This is a genomic window from Hymenobacter cyanobacteriorum, from assembly GCF_022631375.1.
In the GTDB taxonomy this organism is placed as follows: Bacteria; Bacteroidota; Bacteroidia; order Cytophagales; family Hymenobacteraceae; genus Hymenobacter; species Hymenobacter cyanobacteriorum.
Genome location: NZ_JALBGC010000002.1, coordinates 235,721 through 256,657, shown reverse-complemented (window position 1 = coordinate 256,657; position 20,937 = coordinate 235,721). Strand labels below are relative to the sequence as shown.

The 20,937-nt window shown below is 62.1% G+C and carries 17 protein-coding genes; 7 read left to right on the top strand and 10 right to left on the bottom strand.

Going from position 1 to position 20,937, the window contains the following annotated elements:
- Positions 1 to 255 precede the first annotated feature (255 nt).
- On the bottom strand, positions 256 to 1,371 hold the full coding sequence (locus MON38_RS06295; protein WP_241935304.1) for a mandelate racemase/muconate lactonizing enzyme family protein: 1,116 nt from the start codon (positions 1,369 to 1,371) through the stop codon (positions 256 to 258).
- Between the two features lie 192 nt (positions 1,372 to 1,563).
- Here MON38_RS06295 and MON38_RS22835 point away from each other — a divergent pair, with 192 nt between their 5' ends.
- The 3 genes from MON38_RS22835 to MON38_RS06280 all read left to right on the top strand — a co-directional run bounded on the left by MON38_RS22835 (position 1,564) and on the right by MON38_RS06280 (position 5,098).
- Positions 1,564 to 2,499, top strand: coding sequence for a T9SS type A sorting domain-containing protein (locus tag MON38_RS22835; protein WP_241935303.1), 936 nt, complete (start codon positions 1,564 to 1,566; stop codon positions 2,497 to 2,499).
- Positions 2,500 to 2,913: 414 nt separating this feature from the next.
- A complete protein-coding gene (locus tag MON38_RS06285; protein WP_241935302.1) occupies positions 2,914 to 4,443 on the top strand; it encodes a DUF2271 domain-containing protein in 1,530 nt (509 codons plus the stop codon).
- Positions 4,433 to 5,098 (top strand): PepSY-associated TM helix domain-containing protein, encoded by a 666-nt coding sequence (locus tag MON38_RS06280; RefSeq protein WP_241935301.1) that lies wholly within the window; start codon positions 4,433 to 4,435, stop codon positions 5,096 to 5,098. The genes MON38_RS06285 and MON38_RS06280 overlap by 11 nt, the downstream gene beginning before the upstream one ends.
- Before the next feature lie 69 nt (positions 5,099 to 5,167).
- Here MON38_RS06280 and MON38_RS06275 read toward each other — a convergent pair whose 3' ends face one another.
- The 7 genes from MON38_RS06275 to MON38_RS06245 all read right to left on the bottom strand — a co-directional run bounded on the left by MON38_RS06275 (position 5,168) and on the right by MON38_RS06245 (position 12,818).
- Positions 5,168 to 5,629 (bottom strand): hypothetical protein, encoded by a 462-nt coding sequence (locus MON38_RS06275; RefSeq protein WP_241935300.1) that lies wholly within the window; start codon positions 5,627 to 5,629, stop codon positions 5,168 to 5,170.
- Between the two features lie 155 nt (positions 5,630 to 5,784).
- Positions 5,785 to 6,363: a hypothetical protein gene (locus MON38_RS06270; RefSeq protein ID WP_241935299.1), complete on the bottom strand. Its 579-nt coding sequence runs from the start codon at positions 6,361 to 6,363 to the stop codon at positions 5,785 to 5,787.
- Positions 6,364 to 6,686: 323 nt separating this feature from the next.
- On the bottom strand, positions 6,687 to 7,136 hold the full coding sequence (locus MON38_RS06265; RefSeq protein WP_241935298.1) for a VOC family protein: 450 nt from the start codon (positions 7,134 to 7,136) through the stop codon (positions 6,687 to 6,689).
- 221 nt (positions 7,137 to 7,357) lie between these two features.
- Positions 7,358 to 8,086, bottom strand: a complete 729-nt coding sequence (locus MON38_RS06260; protein WP_241935297.1) for an outer membrane beta-barrel protein — start codon at positions 8,084 to 8,086, stop codon at positions 7,358 to 7,360.
- Positions 8,087 to 8,098: 12 nt separating this feature from the next.
- Positions 8,099 to 9,010 carry a hypothetical protein gene (locus tag MON38_RS06255; RefSeq protein WP_241935296.1) on the bottom strand — a complete coding sequence of 304 codons (912 nt, stop codon included), beginning with the start codon at positions 9,008 to 9,010 and terminating at the stop codon, positions 8,099 to 8,101.
- A gap of 532 nt (positions 9,011 to 9,542) precedes the next feature.
- On the bottom strand, positions 9,543 to 10,298 hold the full coding sequence (locus tag MON38_RS06250; protein ID WP_241935295.1) for a hypothetical protein: 756 nt from the start codon (positions 10,296 to 10,298) through the stop codon (positions 9,543 to 9,545).
- Between the two features lie 42 nt (positions 10,299 to 10,340).
- Complete coding sequence (locus MON38_RS06245) at positions 10,341 to 12,818, bottom strand: glycoside hydrolase family 31 protein (RefSeq protein ID WP_241935294.1); 2,478 nt, start codon at positions 12,816 to 12,818, stop codon at positions 10,341 to 10,343.
- Between the two features lie 218 nt (positions 12,819 to 13,036).
- Here MON38_RS06245 and MON38_RS06240 point away from each other — a divergent pair, with 218 nt between their 5' ends.
- From MON38_RS06240 to MON38_RS06225, 4 genes are all read left to right on the top strand, one after another.
- Entirely contained in the window at positions 13,037 to 14,449 is a 1,413-nt protein-coding gene (locus MON38_RS06240; RefSeq protein ID WP_241935293.1) for a glycosyltransferase, read from the top strand.
- 194 nt (positions 14,450 to 14,643) lie between these two features.
- Entirely contained in the window at positions 14,644 to 15,114 is a 471-nt protein-coding gene (locus MON38_RS06235) for a YdeI/OmpD-associated family protein (RefSeq protein ID WP_241935292.1), read from the top strand.
- A gap of 183 nt (positions 15,115 to 15,297) precedes the next feature.
- Complete coding sequence (locus MON38_RS06230; protein ID WP_241935291.1) at positions 15,298 to 17,184, top strand: alpha-amylase family glycosyl hydrolase; 1,887 nt, start codon at positions 15,298 to 15,300, stop codon at positions 17,182 to 17,184.
- A gap of 277 nt (positions 17,185 to 17,461) precedes the next feature.
- Entirely contained in the window at positions 17,462 to 17,941 is a 480-nt protein-coding gene (locus MON38_RS06225) for a hypothetical protein (RefSeq protein ID WP_241935290.1), read from the top strand.
- A 134-nt stretch (positions 17,942 to 18,075) separates the two neighbouring features.
- Here MON38_RS06225 and MON38_RS06220 read toward each other — a convergent pair whose 3' ends face one another.
- Both MON38_RS06220 and MON38_RS06215 read right to left on the bottom strand, forming a co-directional pair.
- Positions 18,076 to 20,058, bottom strand: a complete 1,983-nt coding sequence (locus tag MON38_RS06220) for a sensor histidine kinase (RefSeq protein ID WP_241935289.1) — start codon at positions 20,056 to 20,058, stop codon at positions 18,076 to 18,078.
- 197 nt (positions 20,059 to 20,255) lie between these two features.
- On the bottom strand, positions 20,256 to 20,789 hold the full coding sequence (locus MON38_RS06215) for an REP-associated tyrosine transposase (RefSeq protein WP_241935288.1): 534 nt from the start codon (positions 20,787 to 20,789) through the stop codon (positions 20,256 to 20,258).
- Between the last annotated feature and the right edge of the window lie 148 nt (positions 20,790 to 20,937).

Genomic DNA, 20,937 nt, shown 5'->3' with positions numbered 1-20,937 from the left:
TTTCCCTTCCAGCCCGTCGCGCTCGGCTCCACCCCGACACGACCCCGGACGGCTTTACCCAGCCGTTGCAACTCAGCAAAAGAGGCGCTCCCTGAGCGCCTCTTTTGCGTTGGGAACACAACTCTGAATGGCCGTCATGCCGAGCGCAGCCGAGGCATCTCGCGTGCGCAATGCAATTCAATCGTCAGGATTAGTGGTGGCACGCGAGATACCTCGGCTGCGCTCGGCATGACCGCTAATTATTGCCTGCGACGCTCAAAAATGCACCTGCTCGGCCTTACGCAGCCACGCTTCGTCAATTGTCGCGCCCAGCCCAGGGCCGGTGGGCATCTCAATCACGCCGCCCGGGCAGTAGCGGAAGCCGCCTACCACGGGGTCGGCCGTGAACATGAGCGGGGTGTCGAAATCGCAGTGGTGGATGGCGGGGTTGCTCAGGGCGAGGTGAGCGGCGGCCGTCATGCCCAGGCGCGATTCGAGGAAGCCGCCCACCTGCAGCGTGAGGCCGGCGGCTTGGCCCAGCTTCGCAATTTTTTGGGCCCGATGAAAGCCGGACGACTTGCCCAGCTTGATATTGAGCATCTGACAAGCCTGCAGCTGGATGAGCCGGGCCGCGTCGTGCTCGTCGCCGCAGCTTTCGTCGGCCATAATCGGGATGGGCGAAGCGGCCGAAACCCGGCTCAGCTCCATGAAATGCTGGCGCAGAATGGGCTCCTCGCAGTGCTCGATGTTGAACTCCCCCAGCGCCTGCAACACCGCGATGGCATTGTCGGCCGTGCGCCAGCCCTGGTTGGCATCGATGCGCAGCGGGTGCGTAGGGCCAATGCCCGCCCGGATGGCGCGGATGCGGGCCACGTCATCCTCCAGTATCCCGCCCAATTTCACCTTGATGGCCGGGAAACCCTCGCGCTGAAACTGCTCGGCATCGGCTCGCATTTTCCCGGGCGGGCCGAGACTCACGGTCATGTCGGTGGCAAGAATTTTGTCGTTTTTGCCGCCCAGAAACTCGTAGAGCGGCAGGCCGGCGTGCTGGGCGGCAATGTCGTGCAAGGCAATATCGAAGGCGCTTTTGATGCTGCTGTTGCCGTAGATGATGCGGTCCATTTCGGCCAGGCAGCCGGCCAGGTCCAGCGCGTCGCGGCCTTTGAGTACCGGCGCGAAATACTGGCCCACCACGAAGCAGGTGTCCACGCTCTCGCCGTTGATGGTGAGAAAGGGGCTGCACTCGCCGTAGCCCACCAAGCCACCGGCCGTGCGCAGCACTACTATGATATTTTCCACGGCCAGCAGCGGGCCGAGGGAAATGACGAACGGCTCGCGCAGCGGCACAAGCAGCTTGTAGATACTGATGGCTTGGACGGTGGTGCCGGGCATGCGGCAAATGACGCCAGCAGCACGCAACAAAACAACCCATCCGACTGGTGGCTGGCCGCGCGCCCGAAACCACAGTCGGCCTTGCTGCCGGCGTGGCGAACGGGCCATCAGCCACCGGCCAGTTACGGTTCATCAAAGGTTCATTTTCTTTGCAACGACGGTTCTTCTCACTTTCACATTTTTCCTTTCTGCGTGAAAACACCTTTTCTCTGCTTGCTGGCTTTGGCCGCGTTTACTCCGCTACTGGCATCGCCCGCTCAGGCGCAAGCCACCATTCCGAATACCGGGTTTGAAACCTGGGCCACCCGCGCGGGGGTGGAAGCCCCCGGCAGCTGGCTCACCACCGACGACTTCTGGCGCTTTGTAGGCCGTAGCACCTTTCCCGGCACCGTTACCAAAACAACGACAGCCCGCAGCGGGTCGTTCGCCATTGAGCTGCAAACCAAAGCCTCCGCTTCCTCTTCGGCGGTGTACACCGGCGACCTTTACCTGGGCGATTCTTTTAGCCGCAACCTGCTGAGCGGCACCACGGCCCCCAGCGCACTGCCCTACAGCGCCCGCCCCACGGCCATGCAGCTCTACTACCAGCTCAGCGGCCCCAACGCGGTGGCCGACGAGCCCGAAGTCGTGGTGCTGCTCACCCGCCGCGTGAACGGCACCACCACCACCGTCGGGGGGGGATACTTCAGCTTCCCGGCCTTGGCCGCGACCTACACGCGGGCAACCGTGCCGCTCTTCTACACCTCCGCGCTGGCCCCCGACTCCATTGCAATTTCCATTCGGTCGGGGGGCGGCCAGTATCCCACCGCCGGCACCACCTTGCGCATCGACGACCTCTCTTTCGTCGGCGCGGCCGCGGTCACGCGCGACGAGGCCCTGGCGGCCGACCTGAGCGTGAGCCCCAACCCCAGCCCCGATGGCCACTACCGCCTCAACAGCGCCGAGCCCACGTTGCAGCGCGCCGCCCTGGCCGTGCTCGATGCCACGGGCCGCGTGGTGCGCCGCGAAGCCGCTCCGGCCCTTGCCCTCGCCAGCCGCCCTCTCGACCTGAGCAGCCTATCCACTGGCATCTATACGCTGCAGCTGTTCATGCCCACCGGCGTGGTGACGCGCAAGCTCAGCCGCTAAGGCAGACACCCAACGCTTCGGCACCACGTTTTTTCCGGCAAAGGGGCGCTCTTGGAGCGCCCCTTTTGCGTAGCAGCCGGGCGTTTGCTCAACGAGTAGACCACTGCCATAGGGTGCCCTCGACAGCCGTTCGGACCGCGGCCCTGGGCTGACCTTGGTCTGAACAACTGGTCTATAAATACCGGCTTTTGGTCGGGATATTCCTGCAACACTGACGGGGGTGTTCTTCCCTGAACTCGCGTGGCCTTTCTTTTGCAGAATGGCTGGCTGCTGCCTTGGCTGCAGGGGCCACCTTGCAGCGTCCGGCTCAATGCACCGTCGGCAACAGCAACCCAACGAATTCATTAACGGCCGCGTAGGCGGCATCGCCTGATAGCCGCCTTCCCAGTCGAATAAATTTCCCCTCCCCAGATAATGAATGTATTTCAGCGCCGCATCGCCGGCCTTTCGCTCGTGCTGGCTACCCTCAGCACCCCCGCCTTTCTGCCGCACCGCGCCAGCAAGCTGTATGTATCCGATTACGAGAACGTACTCGGCACCTCCTTTGAGCTGAAAGTAGCGGCCGATGCCGCCCGGCCCGCCAACCAGGCCGAAGCCGCCGCCCTGCGCGAAGTAGACCGGCTCAATAAAATCCTCAGCGGCTACGATGCCAATAGTGAATTCAGCCGCTGGCTGCGGGCCGGCCAAAAGCCGGTGGCCGTGTCGGCCGAGCTGTACGAGGTGCTGGACCTGTTTGAGCAGTGGCGGGTGAAAAGCGACGGCGCGCTCGATGCCTCGGCCGAAACCGTGAGCCAGCTCTGGCGCGAAGCAGCCCGGCAGAACCGCCAGCCCTCGGAAGCCGAAATTGCCGCCGCCGTGGCCGCCGTGCACCAGCAGCACTACGTGCTGAACCCGCAGACCCACACCGCCCAGCGCCTCAGCAGCGCGCCGCTGGTGTTGAATTCCTTCGCCAAAAGCTACATCATGAACAAGGCCGCCGATGCGGCGCTGGCCACCCCCGGCGTGCAGGGCGTGGTGCTGAATATCGGCGGCGACATTCTGGTGCGGGGCGAGCACCAGGAGCAAATCAACGTGAGCAACCCGCGGGCCGATGCCGAAAACGACCTCCCGGTGGCCCAGCTGCAGGTGAGCGACAAAACCATTGCCACCAGCGGCGACTACCGCCGCGGCGAAACCATCGCCGGCCGCTGGTACTCGCACATCATCGACCCGCGCACGGGCCGCCCGACCAGCGAAGTCATCAGCGCCACGGTGGTGGCCGATAAGGCCACCGATGCCGGCGCGCTGGCCACTGCCCTCAACGTGCTGCCGCCCGCCGAAGGCCAGGCCCTGGTGGCCGCCGTGCCCGGGGCCGAGTTCATGCTCCTCACCGCCGACGGCCAACGACTGGAAAGCGCCGGCTGGAAAAAACTGGCCCGCCCCGCTGCCCCAACTGCAACGGCCAAAGCGCCCGCCGCACTCCCCAACGCCAAGCCCTGGGACCCGAACTACGAAGTGGCTCTCAGCCTGGAGCTGGCCACGCCGGAAGGCGGCGGGCGCGTGCACCGGCCCTTCGTGGCCGTGTGGGTGGTAGACAGCAAGAAGAAGCCCGTGCGCCAGGTTGCACTGTGGTACAACAAGCCCCGCTGGCTGCACGACATGAGCTACTGGTACGCGGCCTACAACGAGCAGTTCGCGGCTGGCAATGCCAACCTCAGCTCGACTACCAGCGCCACCCGCTCGCCGGGCAAGTACACCCTGAAGTGGGACGGCAAGGACGACCAGGGCAACCTTGTGCCCCAGGGCAGCTACACGCTGATGGTGGAAGTAGCCCGCGAGCACGGCACGCACCAGCTGATGAAGCAGGAAATCAACAGCAAAAAGCCCCAGCATTTCGACCTGCCGGCCAACGAGGAAGTTGCCTCGGCCGCCGTGGACTACCGCAAGAAAACCGATGGCCAGTAGTCCCGCGCCGTTCGTGCCCACCGCTGGCCGCTCCACCGGCAGCCCGGCCGGCCCGCCCAAATCGAAGCTGAAGAAGCGCACGGCGTCGTGGTCGCGCTGGCTGCACGTCTACTTGTCGATGGTGAGCTTCTTCGTGGTGCTGTTTTTTTCCGTCACCGGCATCACGCTCAACCACGCCGACTGGTTCGACGGGCAGCAGGCCGAAACCAAGCGCACCGGCGCCGTGCCCGCCGCCTGGGTGCACGTGCCCGATACCGCCCGCATCAACAAGCTGGCCATCGTGGAATTGCTGCGGAGCAAATATGCCCTGCGCGGGGCCGTGAGCGAGTTCGAAATGCAGGACGACCAGTGTGCCGTTTCCTTCAAAGGCCCCGGTTACAGCGCCGATGCCTTCATCAACCGGCAGGATGGCACCTTCGAGCTCACGGAATTGCGGCAGGGCCTGGTGGCCGTGCTCAACGACCTGCACAAGGGCCGCGACACCGGCGCGGGCTGGAGCTGGGTTATCGACCTCTCGGCCGGCTTCCTCACGCTGGTGTCGCTCAGCGGATTGGTGATGCTGTTTTTTCTGAAGAACAAGCGGGTGCGCGGCCTGCTGGTGGCCGTGGTAGGCGGGGCGCTGTGCTGGCTAGCCTACGCACTGCTGGTGCCTTAAAATTGATTCGCACGCCCGCAACCGGCCGCCCGAAACGCCAATGCAGGCCCGTGCATCGAACCAATAGCCCTAATCGGCGCCGTAATCATCATTAAGGCACTTGATGTTTTTCACGGGCACTGTTACCAATTGGTTTTGCGCATTCACGCCCCAAACGCGGATGATACTGCCCAAGTATTCCTTGCTGGCAGCATCCGACCGGAACAGCACGAAGTACTGGCGGGGCTGGCCGCCGGCGGTGGTGCAGCTGGTAATAGTCAGGTAGCGGCCCGGTGTGGCGGTTCTGACATGTATTGTATCAACGATTCCGAACACGGCCTTCGCGTCGCGCTTGCCCAGACGCTTTTCGAAAGCCAGCACCACCTCTCCGTTCCTACACTCGCGTTGGGTGCGGGCGTAGCACGTCAGCGCATCGCCCGTACTCGCTATCAAGCTGCTTTGGCAGCTGAAGTATCCTTTCAATTGGATGCGGGGCGGTTTCGGGGCCGCGTAGCCCAGCAACAGGGCCAGCGGCAGCAACAGTATTTTCATGGCGGTACGGAAGGAATGGGTAGGGGCTGCAAGTAAGGCAGAAAAATAGCAGCCCTCCGGCCCCACTCACCACCAGCCTGGCAGCGGGCAGGCGTCGGCAACGCCTGCCCGCTCAATTTCTCCTCTATACTGCCAGGCCCGAGGCGTTTTTTTATTTACGCCACCTGCCGGCTCGGGCTCGCACCGGTAGCCGCGGCCCACCGAAACAGCGCCGCCGACCCGCCCCACAACGCCACGAACAGCACCGTCACGCCCACCATCAGGCCGGTGTTCCAGGCTTCATCGCCGGTGGCCGGCCAGGGCCGCCCCATCAGCCACGCCAGTAGCGGCACCGCCACCTGCGCGGCGGCGGCGGCGGCCATTGCCCGGGCCATGCCCACCGGCCGGAATTGCGCCAGCAGCGCCCCAATAGCAGCCACGGCCAGTACCCCGGCATATAGCAGATTGGCCGAGTTGTGCTCGCTGCCAATAATTCCCACGGCCGCATTCACCCAGATGAGCAGGAAGCCCGCCGCCAGCGCCAGGCCCCCCCCCAGCCGGTACGGCGTGGCCGCGCTGCGGCTGGCCACCAGCTGGTACACCAGCCCGGTGCCAAACACCATGACCCCGGCAAACACAAAATCGGACAACGTCCAGTTTACTTCTTTGGTAAACTGCATGGCCACCAGCGGAATCAGCAGGAAGCCGGCGGTGGCCAGGGCCAGGCGCAGGAGGTTTTTGAGGGGCAGCGTCATGGGATTGAAAAAGAAAATGAGGTGAACTGAAACGGACGAGCCCTTCGGCCAGGGCCGGTAAGCCAAGCAAGCGTCACCCGGGCCGAAGGCCTTTGGCCCAGGAACAGGACAAAGGAAAATATTTCACTTTGTATTTCAAAGTAATTTCAAATATTTTATTCAGCGAGGCTCCTTGATGACTCGTAGGGCGATTTTTTCTGATGGGCGCGGTATCGGGCGCCCGCTCCTCCCCCCGCATCGCCTGCTGCCCCGACGCCGGGCCAGGCATGGTTACCAATTTGGATTGAAAGCAAACAGGGCACCCCGTGGGGCACCCTGTTTAATCAATTCAAGTTGGCGGCAAGCTCGATGACGTTGCCGTGCGGGTCGGTGATGAACCCACACCGCTTGCCAATGGGCGGCACGTCGAACGGTTCGCGGGAAACCGTGACGCCGCGCGCCCGCAGGGCCGCCAGCGTGGCGTCGACATCGTCCACGTCGAGGCAAAAATGGTGATAGCCCCGGCTCACCGGCGGCGCGGGGGCGGGCTGCGGGTTGGATGCGCCCTCGCACAGCACTTCCAGCCAGAAGCTGTCGTCGTTGGCCGGCGCGAGGAAGGCCAGCCGCAGCTCCCCCACCGTCCATTTCTGGAGGACCCGAAAGCCGAGCTTTTCCGTGTACCATTGAATCGTGCCTTCGAAATCTGGCGTGCGCAGCCCCACGTGCGCACCGCGCATGGTGCCGTTGATGCCCTGCGGCACTTTGGCCGGCATTTCTATTCCTGTCTGTTTCATGTGGTTTTCCGGTTAGATTGCCCGGTTGCTTGGGCCGCACAAAGGACCGGGAGAACCAGACCGGAATTCTGGTGAATATTTCAGTTTCTGCAAGGCTCGGCCGCCCGCCCGCGGCCTACGTGGCGACGGACGCGCCCGGGGCGGCCCCGGGGCCGCCCCGGGCGGGAACGAAACAGGGCACCCCGTGGGGTGCCCTGTTGGGGTTTGGGGAGGTGCCGTATTTACGAGCCGGCAGCCACCGCTTCCTTTTTCTTCACGGCAAAGCGGTAGCGCAGGCCCAGGCTGAGGGCGCGGGTCAGGCCGAAGCGGTTGCCGGTTACTTGCTGATGAATCGGTTCGGGTACTGCTTTCAAATTGCGGGAATAGGTCCAATCCAGCACGCCTTCCAAATGGCGACCGAAAGGATAGCGCGCGCCTAAGCCCGCCGTCGCGCATACCTGCGTAATGTGGGCAGATTCATGATAATCCCGAACCAGCACGCCGTCAACGTAGTCTAGATAAAACAGGCTGTAGTTATCGGCGACCAATGTTCCTCCTGCGATTGCGTCAATTTGCAGGCGGGGATGCGCGCGCCGAATTAGGGAGTAGCGAATTATCAGGGGGATGGTTAAAGTACGGGTGTCTGAACCACGCTTACCCGTGATATAGCTTCCGGAAAGCGTAGTACCCTCATAGGCGGGGTCTTCACGCGAAGAATGCATGATGTTTGCGTAGCCTGCTTGAATGGATAGCCGAGAACGAATCCTTACCCCAGCGCATAATTGCCACGAACCACTGTTGGTCAGCGCAGGAGTGGACGGGTAAAAGACTTCATAATTGGCTCGCAACGCCTCGATTCCTACGTAGTAAGTAAGTTTGAATTGCTGCATGCTTACCTCCTGCGCCCGGCAATCCTTCGGCGAATGTAGAAAAACCGCTATTAGAATAGCAAAAATTGATTTTGTTTTCATATAGCAATTTGCTTAGCGGTAGCAGAAATATATATACTCTCCTCCGGCGTTGTTATTTAAGTCCCTGCGGTAGATTTCCCAGCCCGACGGGGGAGTAATAGTGCTGCTATTGCCCGACAGGATGCCCACTTCGTGGATGTATCTATAATTAGAAATCACCGGATTTTTGGCCTGGAAAGAATAGATATAATCGCCGCCCGCGCCCGCATTCAGGTCAATTCTATCCCAGTACACATTGGGATTTTGATTGGGCACCCAAATCGAATAGAAATAGGGGTCGGGCCGTGGGGTACTGTTTGTGAAGCTGCCGTATTGCGTCTGGAAAGCAGTGAGCACTTCATTTGGCCCGGAATACGGGCTGTTATAGGTGTATTCTACTCCGTTCAGGACTTGGCTGGCATTGCGCTGAAAGCACAAATAGATGTAGGCCCCGCCCGCCCCTTTATTTAAGTCGGCGTACAATTTGGTGTAGCCCGCCCCAACGGTTGAGGTCGTGCTGGTGCTATTGTCGTCGCCCTCCACCAGTTTCAAATCGTGGATGTAGCCGCTGCCGCCCAGGTTTTCGGAGGTAGTGAAAGTACTGTAGACGCCGCCGCCGCTGCATCCCCCAGGCCCATTATAACAAGGACCGCACGGGTCGTAGTCCTGAGATACACAGGGTTCGTCTATCACGTTGGTCGCCGTGCCGGAAGCAGCCCGCTGCCCGGCCCGCAGTGCGTAGCCTTTGCTGGCGTCCCGCAGCAGCACATCCACTTTGGGGCGGGCCAGGCGGTGGCCGGCCGAGGCCGCCGGTGCTTTGGTTGTTTTGGCCACGTACTGGCCCACGGGGTCCGTGATTTCGCCCCGCTCCACCCGGTCCACAAAATCCTGCCACGCGGCTTGGGCCGGCGTGCGCACGGGTGTCTGGGCAAGGAACTGGGCCACGGGCATAGCGGTGGGGCTAAGCTCGGTGGGAGCTACTTTCTCGCAGCCCCATAGTGCAAGCCCCCCCCCCCAATAGGGCAACGGGCAGGGCACGGGTAATTCCTTTTTTCATGGTAGTGAACGGAATTAAGTGAAAAGAATGAGTTGAAATTATGCATTTTTTTGAACAGTACAAATTGCTCATAAAACTTCTCGACTCATCCAATCATGCTTTCGCCCAACCGGTTACCCCGCCCACTCACCACCACCTTCACGCTCACCTCGCCGAAGCCGACGGGCACTACAGAAGCTGGGCAGCGTGGCATTGGCGACGGGATGAACTGGCCGGGACCAAAAGTAGCACCCGCCGCGGTCAGGCCCGCTACGCCACCGACGCCAGCCCGCCGCCTACGTGGCGACGGACGCGCCCGCCCCGCCCGCCGCCCCGGGGCCGCCCCAGGCGGAGCGGCCGGTGGGGGGGAACGAAACAGGGCACCCCGTGGGGTGCCCTGTTGTGGTTTTGGGATTGGTGGGCGTAGCAGCGAGAAGACTCCTATTCTTCTACTGGTTTCACAAGAATATCACCGTTGCCAAGGCACAATATCAACCACTCCAGATGGTGAGGCAAAACAAAAATGTTAGGACCAGAAGTAGTGGGAGTTTCGGTCAGCCGCTTAAGAAATGAGCTTACTTCTTCTCCTTCGGCATCATAAGCCCGATTTAGGAAGGAGTGAACTGGATGCTCATAAACCAAATAATAAGCTGATTCTGTCAATTGCTCAAACAGCGAAGAATCTGCTTCGAATAGAGTTTCTGTCTCCATTCCCACATTTATCATATGCTGAATTTGCTCAAAAATCTTGTGTTGGTTTTCATTAGCAAGACGGCGACCTGGCAAGGAATTTTTATTCGTGTCTATTTCCTGAATCTGCGCAATCAACTGGTCTTTGAACAGATTTTTATTCTGTAAATCGGTCGTAATCCGAATAGACGTATTAGGCGATTTCACTTCGTATGCGCCCAGATTTTCAACAATGCTTACGATTTGCTCAAGTGGAATATGCTTACGGCGAAAGCCATATTGGACAAGCTCCATATCAGACAATGTCAACTCGTGTCGCGTCGTGTAGATAAAACCGGCAACACATGAAATAAATACAGGTATGGCTATTATCCATAAATGTCCGAAATCCTTTGTCCGGAGACAGTCAATAGAATTCCAAACTGCTAAAAGCCCGAAACCAACCGTACTACCATACATAAGTATTTTCGTTCCTAGCTTAAAATCAGTCCGAGCAAGAATGGGCATACGACTCTATTGCGTGGTTGGGAAATCGAAAAGAGAATCTGCTTACACAACCGGCACAACTTCCCCCTTCCCCTCCCCCGCCGCCACCACGTTCACGCGCACCTCGCCGAAGCCGACGGGCACCACGAGGCTGGGCAGGGTAAGGCCCGTTTCCAGGGTGGCTTCGGTGACGGGGGCGGGCTGGCCGTCGGCGGTGACGGCGATGGCGCCGGCCACGCCGTGCAGCACCACGCGGTAGGTGGCGTAGCTGGGCGCGTAGTCGCCTTCGATGGTTTGGGTGAGGACGAGGTCGGTGGCGGAGCCGGTGACGGTGAAGCGGCGCACGGTTTTGTGGCCTTCGAGGTAGGCGTAGCCTTCGCCGCCGTCGTCGTAGAGGACGCTCTCGGCAGTGCCGTTTTTGTAGTACACGTGCAGGGTGAGCTCGGTGACGGGGGTTTCGCCCACGTACTGCATCACCGGCTGCATGGTCACCACCGCGCCGGCCTTGATGAAGAGCGGGATGCGGGTGAGGTCGGCGGCGGCCCAGACTTCGGAGCCGCCGGCCTGGGGCGTGTCAGTCCAGTAGTAGAACCAGTCGCCGCGGGGCAGGTACATCCAGCGGCCATCGGCGCCGGGCTGGGTGATGGGGCACACCAGCAGGTGGTCGCCGAGGCCGAATTCGGCCATGCGCAGGTAGGTTTCGGTGTCGTTCTGGTCGAGGAAGGTGAGCGGGCGCAGCATGGGCGTGCCCTTGGTGGCGTACTGCCAGAAGGCGGTGTACATGTAGGGCAGCAGGCGGTAGCGCAGCTCGATGAAGTGGCGGGCCAGGTCGGTCACGGTATCGCCGAAGCTCCAGGGCTCCTGGTCGCCGTGGTCGCCGGAGGAGTGGGTGCGGAAGAACGGGTGGAAGGCCCCCAGGGCAATCCAGCGGGCGTAGAGCTCGCCAGTGGGCGTGTCCACGAAGCCGCCGATATCGGAGCCGATGAAGCTGAAGCCCGAGATGCTCAGGCGCTGGCACTGGATGTTGGCCAGCCAGAGGTGCTCCCAGCTGGCGATGTTGTCGCCGGTCCAGCCCGAGGAGTAGCGCTGGCCGCCGCTGTAGGTGCTGCGCGTGATGGTGAAGGGCCGGTTGGGGTAGCTGAACTTTTTCACGCCGTCGTTGGTGGCGCGGGCCATCTGCATGCCATAAATGTTGTGCGCCTTCTGGTGCGAGGCCCAGTGGCCGTCGTACTCGAAGCGCACATCGGGCGGGAAGGTGCCCTTCTCGAACACCGCCGGCTCGTTCATGTCGTTCCACACGCCCTTCACCCCAATGTCCTGAATGAGTTCTTTGAACAGCCCGGCCCACCACTCGCGCACCCGCGGCGCGGTGAAATCAGGGAAGTTGCAGAGGCCGGGCCACACCGAGCCCTTCATCAGCGGGCCATCGGCGCGGCGGCAGAAGTAGTCGTTGGCCACGCCCTCCTTGTACACCGAATACTCGGGGTCAATCTTGATGCCGGGGTCGATGATGACGATGGTTTTGAAGCCGTCCTCGGCCAGTTCCTGCACCATGCGCTTGGGCTCGGGGAAGTGCGCCTTGCTCCAGGTGAAGCAGCGGTAGCCCTCCATGTAGTCGATGTCGAGGTAGAGCGCATCGCAGGGAATCTTGCGGTCGCGCAGGCCGCTCGTGATTTCCTTCACGTTGGCCTCCGGGAAGTAGCTCCACTTGCATTGGTGGTAGCCCAGCGTCCAGAGCGGCGGCAGCTCGGGCGGGCAGGTGAGCAGGGTGTACTCCTGGGTCACCTCCATCAGCGTGGGGCCGTAGATGAAGTAGTAGTTCAGCTCGCCGCCCTGGGCCCAGAAACTGGTCACGTCGGCCCGCTCGGCCGCGAAGTCGAAGCTGGCCTTGAAGGTGTTGTCGAAGAAGATGCCGTGCGCAATTTTCTGGTGCAGCACGTGGTAGAACGGGATGTTCTTATACAGCGGGTCGGAGCCTTTCACGTAGCCGTAGGTATCGGAGCCCCAGTTGGTGAAGCGCTTGCCGCGCAGGTTCATGTTGTCGGGCTTGTCGCCGAGGCCATAGTAGTGCACGCCGGCGGGCACCTGCTTGCTCATCTTCACGATGTCGTTGCCGGTGTCGTAGTCGTACTCCCAGTGGAAGCCTTTTTCGTCGTCGGAAAGAATGGTGCCGGAGCGGTCGAGCACGCGGGCCTTCAGGTTTTCCTTCTGAATAATGCAGATGAGGCGGGCCGTGGTGAGGCGGTAGTGGTCGGGCTTTTCGCGGAATTCGACCAGGGCCGGGGCCATGCGGGCGGTGGCATCGGCGGGCACGGCGTAGGAGAAATCGGGCGAAAGCGGGCCGTCGGTGAGGTAGCGGAAGCGGAGGATTTTGTCGCTGAGGACGTGCAGCAGCAGGCGCACGCCGTTCTGGCAATTGAAGAGGAAGCGGTGGTTGCCGAGCTCGTCGGCCCGAATAATTTCGCCGGGATAATGTTCCTGGTGGCTTTTGGCCGCCAGGTCGTTCACCATGTAGTTATTTTCCTGAATCGAGCTATCCATAAAGTCAATCTAAGCAAAAGGCAAAAGCATCGGCTAATGCCACCAAAAGAAGTCCGGGCCAGCCGGTTGGGGTCGGGTTAAGTTCGCAAGTTACTTTTTTATAGCCCCGCCGAAAGGGTTTTTCGGCCAGATGTGGCCCGCAGGCCGTAGCATTGGGGAAGTTTTCGCCGAACGGCGCGCCACCCCATGCCTGCCGCCGCTCGCCTCTTCGCTGCCCTATGACCCCGACCGATTTTTCCGTCCTGCTCCTGGCCTGGGACGACGCCGACCCCGGCGTGGCCGTGCTCGGCGGCTCGGCCCTGCCCCCTACCCTGCCGCTGGTATACCAGCTCGCCGCCCATCACCCCGTGCTGGCCGTATACCCGCACCTGCCCGCCCCCGAAACCACCGCCGCGCTGGAAGCGGCGGCATCGGCTAGTGCCTCGGAAGAAGCGGCTGCCCCAACTGCTGCGCCCGCCGCTGCTGATTCGGTGGTTATCGCCAACCCGCTTGACGTGACTACTGATGCGCCCGGCGTGCACCTGCTGGCTCCGGCGGAAGTGCCGCACAACTTCTTTGCGGTGCCGTCGGCTATCGGTTCTCGCCTGGTGGGGCTGGAGGACTTGCAGCCCGCCATCCAGGGCCCGCTGCCGACTTCGCACAGCCTTTCGCTTGCGCCGGGCGTGGCCCCCGGCGCGGGAATTTCGGCAGCCTCTGCCCAGCCCGCAGCAGCGGCCCGCAGCCAGTGGCCGGCCAATGCCGGGCCGCACACAGAGCGGGCCGCCGCCTGGCAGGCTCCGGCCGCGCCGTATGCAGGTGCGGCGGCGGCGGGCGCGACGGGGGCGCTGGATTCGTCTGCCGTTACTGCCCAGGGCACGGCCCGAGTCCGCGAGAGTTTCCCGCCGCCCCCGCCCGCCCCGCCCCGCGCGGAAGCTTCTTCTTCCGTCACAGTAGAAACCAGCGCTGCTGACGACGCATCCGCTGCGCGGGCAACACGCGCGGCACCTGATACTTCCGGTTCAGCAACTGCCGCGACCAATCCGGCACCGGCCATTTCAGTGCCGGATTCCGGCAAAATCGTGCCGGCTCATTTCGATGAGCCCGTCGAAGAAATGGGAGCCGCCGAAGCCCGCGACCTCAACGCGCCCGAAGACGACCTCGTGCCCGATGCCGCGCCGCTGGCCGCCGCTACCGCTGCTAGTGCCGCGTCGGAAACCGGAGCTACAACACCGGAGCCCTCCACCACCTGGGCCGTGCGCCAACCTGCGTTGGACGGCCTCAACTTCCGCATGATTCAGTACGCCCGCCGGGCGGCGCAGCTGGTGGATGGCCGGCCGGATTTCGACGTGATTTACGCGCCCGGCTGGCCGGCCTGGCTGGCGGCGCTCGAAATCCGCAACCGCTCGGGGCGGCCGCTGGTGCTGTACGTGCCCGCCCTGGCCAGCGACACCGCCCCCGCCGCCGAGCGCGGCTGGCTGCTGGGCCTCGAGCGCATGGTGCTGCGCCGCGCCACCCTCGTGCTGGTGCCCGACGCCCACGTGCTGCGCCAGCTGCGCACGCACCACGACGACGCGCTGGGTGAAACCCGCATCGTGCCCGCCGCCGATGAAGCGGCCGTGCAGCAGGTGCTGGCGGAGGTAGCGCTGGGGTGAAGCAAGTAAACGGGTGATTGGGATGTAGAGACGCAACACTTCGCGTCTTTTGCTCGCGCCGTTTGTCCGATACCCTGCGAACACCGTTCAGCGGGGAGACGCGAAGTGTCGCGTCTCTACATCGTGCCCGCAAAGCGAGTTGTGCCAAAATGGTTTCCTTTGCGCCTCCATTGGCCCCAATTCCCCCGCCCCCTATGCAGCCTGAGCACGAATTTGAAGCAGTTTTAGAAGCCGGCGACGGCGATGGCGGCGTGTTCGTCGTAGTGCCGTTTTCGGTGCTGGAAGTGTACGGCACCAAGGGCCGGGTGCCGGTGCAGGTCACCTTCGATGGCTACCCATACCAGGGCAGCATCACGCCGCTCGGCGATGGCCACCACGCCCTGCACGTGCTCAAGCAAATCCGCAAAGCGGTGGACAAAACCATCGGCGACACGGTGCGCGTCACGCTTTCGCGTGACGTGGTGGAGCGCAAGATGACGCCGCCCGACGACCTCGCCGCCCAACTTGCCCAGAACCCCAAAGCCGCTGCCTACTTCAACAAGCTGGCTTACACGCACCAGCGCGAGTTCGTGCGCTGGCTCGAAGGTGCCAAGCGCCCCGAAACCCGCGCCCACCGCCTGGCCGAGACGGTGGAAATGCTGGGCCAGGGCCGCAAGCGCCAGTAGCACGGCCCGTTAGAACGTCACAGTAAAAGAACGTCATGCTGAGCGCAGCCGAAGCATCTCTACCGCGAGCGTAATCCAAATGATTGGGTTTAGTATTGCGGTAGAGATGCTTCGGCTGCGCTCAGCATGACGTTCTGGAATTTAAATACTCCGTCGCATCTCCCACCGCCCCCGACCTTCACCATGAAAAACCGCTTCCTGCTGCCGCTGCTGGCCCTGCTGCCACTTTTCTCCGATGCCCAAACCACCGCCAGCATCGACCGCGTGAACCCCACCAACTGGTGGGTGGGCATGAAGAACCCCAGCGTGCAGGTGCTGGTGCACGGCCCGGGCGCGGGCACGCTGGCCTACAGCATCGACTACCCCGGCGTGAAGCTGGTGAAAACCAATACCGTTGAGAATCCGAACTACGCTTTTCTCGACCTCGTCATCAGCCCCACCGCCAAGCCCGGCCGGGTGCAGATTATCGGCAAGAAAGGCAGCCAAACGGTGACGCAGACTTGGGAAATCCGGGCCCGCGACAACGCCCCTAAAGCGCAGGGCGTGACGGCCGCCGACTTCATTTACCTGGCCATGCCCGACCGGTTTGCCAACGGCGACCCCGGCAACGACAAGTTCGCCGATATGCGCGATACCAACCACGACCGCGCCAACCCCTTCTTCCGCCACGGCGGCGACCTGGCCGGCGCGGCCCAGCACCTGCCCTACCTCAAAGACCTGGGCGTGACGGCCGTGTGGTTTACGCCGGTGCTGGAAAACAACCAGCCGCTGACCAACGAGAACAACACCATGCGCGCCTCCTACCACGGCTACGGGTTTACCGACCAGTACAACGTGGACAAGCGCTTCGGCGGCAACGCGGGCTACAAGAGCTTCGTGCAGCAGGCCCACGCTGCCGGCCTGAAAGTGGTGCAGGATGCCGTGTACAACCACGTGGGCAATACCCACTGGATTTTGCAGGACCTGCCCATGAAAAGCTGGCTGCACCAGTGGCCCACCTACACCAACACCACCTACCGCTACACCCCCATCACCGACCCGCACGCGGCCCAGACGGACCGCAAAGTCACGCTCGACGGCTGGTTCGTACCCTTTCTGCCCGACCTCAATCAGCAGAACCCCTACGTGGCCAACTACCTGATTGAAAACGCCATCTGGAGCGTGGAGAATTTTGGCGTGGATGCCTGGCGCATCGACACTTACCTGTATAACGACCAGCCCTTTATGAACCGCTGCAACGCGGCGCTGCTGGCCGAGTACCCGCGCATCCACATTTTTGGCGAATCAGCCGTGACCAACAGCATCGACCAGGCCTACTACACGCGCAACAAGATTGATTTCCCCTTCAAGTCGAACCAGCCGGGCGCGCTCGACTTCGTGCTCGAAGGCGCCATGCTGGCCGGCCTGAAAGAAGTGGGCACGCCTGCCGCCACCGGCTGGGACGGCGGCCCGCAGCACGTGTACCAGACCTTGGCCCAGGACGTGGTGTACCAGGATGCGACCAAGCTCGTGACCTTCCTCGACAACCACGACCACGACCGGTTCCTGTCGGTCATTGGCGACGACCTCGACAAGTATAAGATGGGGCTGACCTGGCTGCTCACCACGCGCGGCATTCCGAGCATGTACTACGGCACCGAAATCCTGATGAAGAACTTCAAGGACCCCACCGATGCCGAGGTGCGCAAGGATTTCCCCGGCGGCTGGGCCGGCGACAAGGAGAACAAGTTCATCGCCGCCGGCCGCTCGGCCCGCGAAAACGAGGCCTTCGACTTCGTGAAAAAACTCGCCACCTACCGCCGCGACCACAAAGTGCTGCACGACGGCAAGCTGATGCAGTACCTGCCCGAAAACGGCATCTACGTGTACTTCCGTTACGATGCCACCGGCACCGTGATGGTAGCATCCAACGCCACCGACAAAGCCGCCGCCCTGCCCACCGCCCGCTTTTCGGAGCGCATGACCGGCTTCACGAAGGCCCGCAACGTGCTCACGGGCGAGAACCTGAGCAGCCTGGCGACGCTGCAGCTGCCCGCCAAAACCGCCGTGGTGCTGGAGCTGGGGAAGTAACGGTTGGGCGGCCGTACGGCCCCGAACTGGCCGCAGTTTAAGCGAAGCGACTACTGCGAGCCTAAGGTGAGGTGAGTTTGCAACTCGCCTTTGCACTTCACATTCATCTTAGAAGCGAGTTGCAAACTCGCCTTACGGCCGGCGCGCAGTCGTCGCTTCGCTTAGACTGCGGCCAGCGGCGCAGCAGCGAAACTCTGTCCGGGTTGTGGGCACCGTTCGAAAAGCTCACAAGTCTCTGTAGACTGTGGTTTGCGAAAACGAGCGTTACTTTATGGCTATGAAATGCCTCTTCGCCCTCGTTTTGGTTGCGACGCTCTGCGGTGGGAATGCCACGTGGCAAACCCGCCCGGCACGCCATGTAGGAGTCGGGGCATATTACTACGACATCAAGCTTAAAACGCAATACGACCACGACGACGAAGCCGACAACACGTATTTTGTTGTCACGCGCGCTAAGTCTCGCATGACGCAGTGCAGTGCCATCCTGCGGACCACTTCCCGCAAAGGGGCAGAGCAAACGACGGGGGAATATGCCATCGAGGGGCAGTATTTGCGTTTTAAAGAGCGGCATTTCACTCCCCGGCGGGTGGTCGTTTCGGGACGAGAGCGGGTATTTCCCGATTCGACGGTGAATACCTTTTCTCCCGACCGCACCGGCCAGTTGCATTTAGTCGAAAGTTGGGAGTACACTGGGGGCAAAGTGGAGCGATGGCGCTGGGTAATTACCAAGACGACGGCCCGAAAAGTGCCGTTGTAAACTCTTGTATTTCTCGCTCAAACACTTCACAAAAACGCTAATATCAATCAAGTCGCTGCTGCCAAATCTACTCGAGCAACACAAACCAGCTCGGTAATACAATCACCAATTAGAGCTTCCAGCCCCGCCCGCGCCTACGCCCGGCCCAGCCGCACGCGGAACGTGGCGCCCTGGCCGGGCTGGCTTTCCACCACGATGCTGCCGCTGTGGGCCTGCACGATGCGGTTGACGAGGTAGAGGCCCACGCCCGAGCCCGAGGTGTGGGTGTGCAGCCGCCGGAACAGGTGAAACAGCTCCTCACCGTGCTTTTCCGCGTCGAAGCCGAGGCCATTATCCTGCACCACCAGCACGGGCTGCCCGTCTTCAACCCACACCGAAACGTGAATGCGGGCGGGGCGGGCCGGGTCGGCGTACTTGAGCGAGTTGCCCAGCAGGTTGAGCAGGATGGTGCGCAGGTTGGCCCGGGCAAAAGCCACCGTGGGCCGGGCCGCAAAGTCGACCGTAATGCGGGCGCGGGCGGCCCGCACCTGCGGTTCGAGCGTATTCACTACGTCCTCCAGCAGCTCGGCCAGCGGCACTTCTTCGGTTAGGGAGGCTTCGCTGATTTGCTGGGCCTGCCCGAGCGCGGCCAGGTCGTCGATGGTGAGGCTGAGCTGCTGCAGGGCGTCCTGAACCAAGGGCACGAGCAGCTGCTCCTCGGCGGGGTCAGAAAAGGTGATGCTGCGGCGCAGCTCCTCGAACAGGCCCGCGAGGTTGTTGACGGGCTGCTTGAGGTCGTGGCTGGCGGCGTACACGAAGTTGTCGAGGTCCTGGTTGGTGCGGGTCAGGCGCTCGTTGGTTTGCTTGAGCTCGGTGATGTCGATGGCCGAGCCCACGTAGCCGTACAGGTCGCCGTTGGGGTAGAAACTGGGCGCGCCCTGGGCCAGCAGCCAGCGGTACTGACCGTCGTGGCGGCGCATGCGGTGCTCCAGCCGGTACGGGGCCCGGGTCCGAATGGCGTCTTCCAGCGCAGCCTGGGCCCGTTTCAGCTCTTCCGGGGTCATGTACGCGGCCCAGCCGGTGGTCACGTACTGCTCCAGGGGCACGCCCACAAAGTCCAGAAAGGCCTGGTTGGCGTAGCGGATGGTGCCGTCCGGATTCACCGCCCACACCTGGTTGGGCGCGGCATCGGCCAGGATGCGGAAGCGGGCTTCGCTTTCCTTCAGGGCGGCCGTGCGCTCCAGCACCCGGGTTTCCAACTCCTGGTTCAGCTGCTCGACCTGCTGACGGGCCCGCACCGCGTCGGTCACGTCGTAAGAGAAATCGAGCACGCCGGTTACTTGCCCCTGGCCGTCGTGCAGGGCCAGAAAAAAGCAGTCGTAGTACATCTGTTCCAACTGGCCGGTGCGCTCAAAATCGACCTGCAGCGGAAACCCGGTGGCCCGGAAGGATTCGCCGGTGCGGTACACCCGTTCGAGAATGTCGAGGACGCCGTGGTCGGCCAGCTCGGGCCAAACCGCCCGCATGGGCTGGCCCAGCAGCTCGCGCCCGTTGGCCGCGCGCCGGTAGCTGGGATTAACGAACGTGACCACCTGGTTGGGGCCCTCGTGCACGGCCACCTGGGCGGGCAGCTGCATCAGCATGTCGTAGAACCGCTGGCGCTGGATTTCGGCCTCGGCGCGGGCGGCTTGCTCGGCGGCCTGGGCTTCGCGCAGGGCTACTTCTACGGGCGTGCGGGGCTGGTCGGCAGTGTCGGTGAAGCTTACCCACAGGCCATCGCCGGCGCGGCGCGCGGCCAGGCGGTAGTAGTTGTCGTAGCCGTCGAGCTGGTAGTTGATGTTGTATTCGCGCGGCTCGCCGCTCACGTAGGCATCAACGTGGAAGCCGAACGTGCCCTGCTGGCGGCTGTGGGGCCACTGCTGGTTGTGCGTCAGGGTGGGCACCTCAGGCATGCGCATCATGCGCTGGGCCGCCGGGTTGAGGTAGACGAAGGTGAAATCGACAATCTCACCCGAGCCGGCCGGGTCATAAATCGGCGTGTAGTAGATGATGCCCGTCATCGACACGGCCAGCAGGTCGCCCAGCACGTCTTCGGCGGCAAGGGCACGGAGCGGAAGCGGAACCGGGGTAGAAGGCATATAAGGGAACAGACGCGTGAAGGGAAAGGACGTGCCTACGCGCAAAAGAACGGATGAATCGTCGCTATGCTCAGAATTTAATTGTCCACTCTGGTCCCGAGCCGGCCGAACTGGGCCCCAAGCTGGCCGCAGTCTAAGCGAAGCGACGACTGCGCGCCGGCCGTAAAGCGAGTTTGCAACTCGCCTTACCGCAACCGCTAAAACAACCGCTCCACCGCCAGCCCGGCATAAAACGAAGCGCTGGAATACACATAATCTTCGGCCCGGTAGCAAATACCCGCCCGCACCGGATTCTGGTGAATGTACTCCAGCTTCTGCCGTGTCACGGCATCGGTAAGAAGCTCGATGCTGTGGCTGGGCTGCTGCCAGAACTGAATATTGGTATTGCGCTGATTGAAACTGGCCGCGTTCTTAAACAGCCATTCCAGCCAGAAGCGGCGGCTTTCCTGAGGGTTGGCGTGCAGGTTTTCGAAAATGCGCTTGGCCGTGTATTTCTTGAAATCCCGCATGATGTCCGACAGATTACACTCATCAGCCGCCCGGGCAATCAGGTGCAGGTGGTTGCTCATCAGGCAATACGCAAACAGCTCCAGTCCCTTGGCTTGCTGGCAATGCCGCAGGCTTTCGATGATAATATCCTTGTAAATCGGCCGGGTGAAAACATCGGCCCACTCCACCACGGTGCAGGTGATAAAGTAGAGCCCCTGCTGGTTGCGAATGGGGTAGGCCACGGGATGAAGGATAAGAAATACGCTGTGCTGGCAACAGTCTAAGCGTAGCGACGACTGTATGCCCAAGGTAAGGCGAGTTTGTAACTCGCCGTTTTGGTACGTGGATGCTCGTAAATCGAGTTGCAAACTCGATTTACAAGTGGCGCGC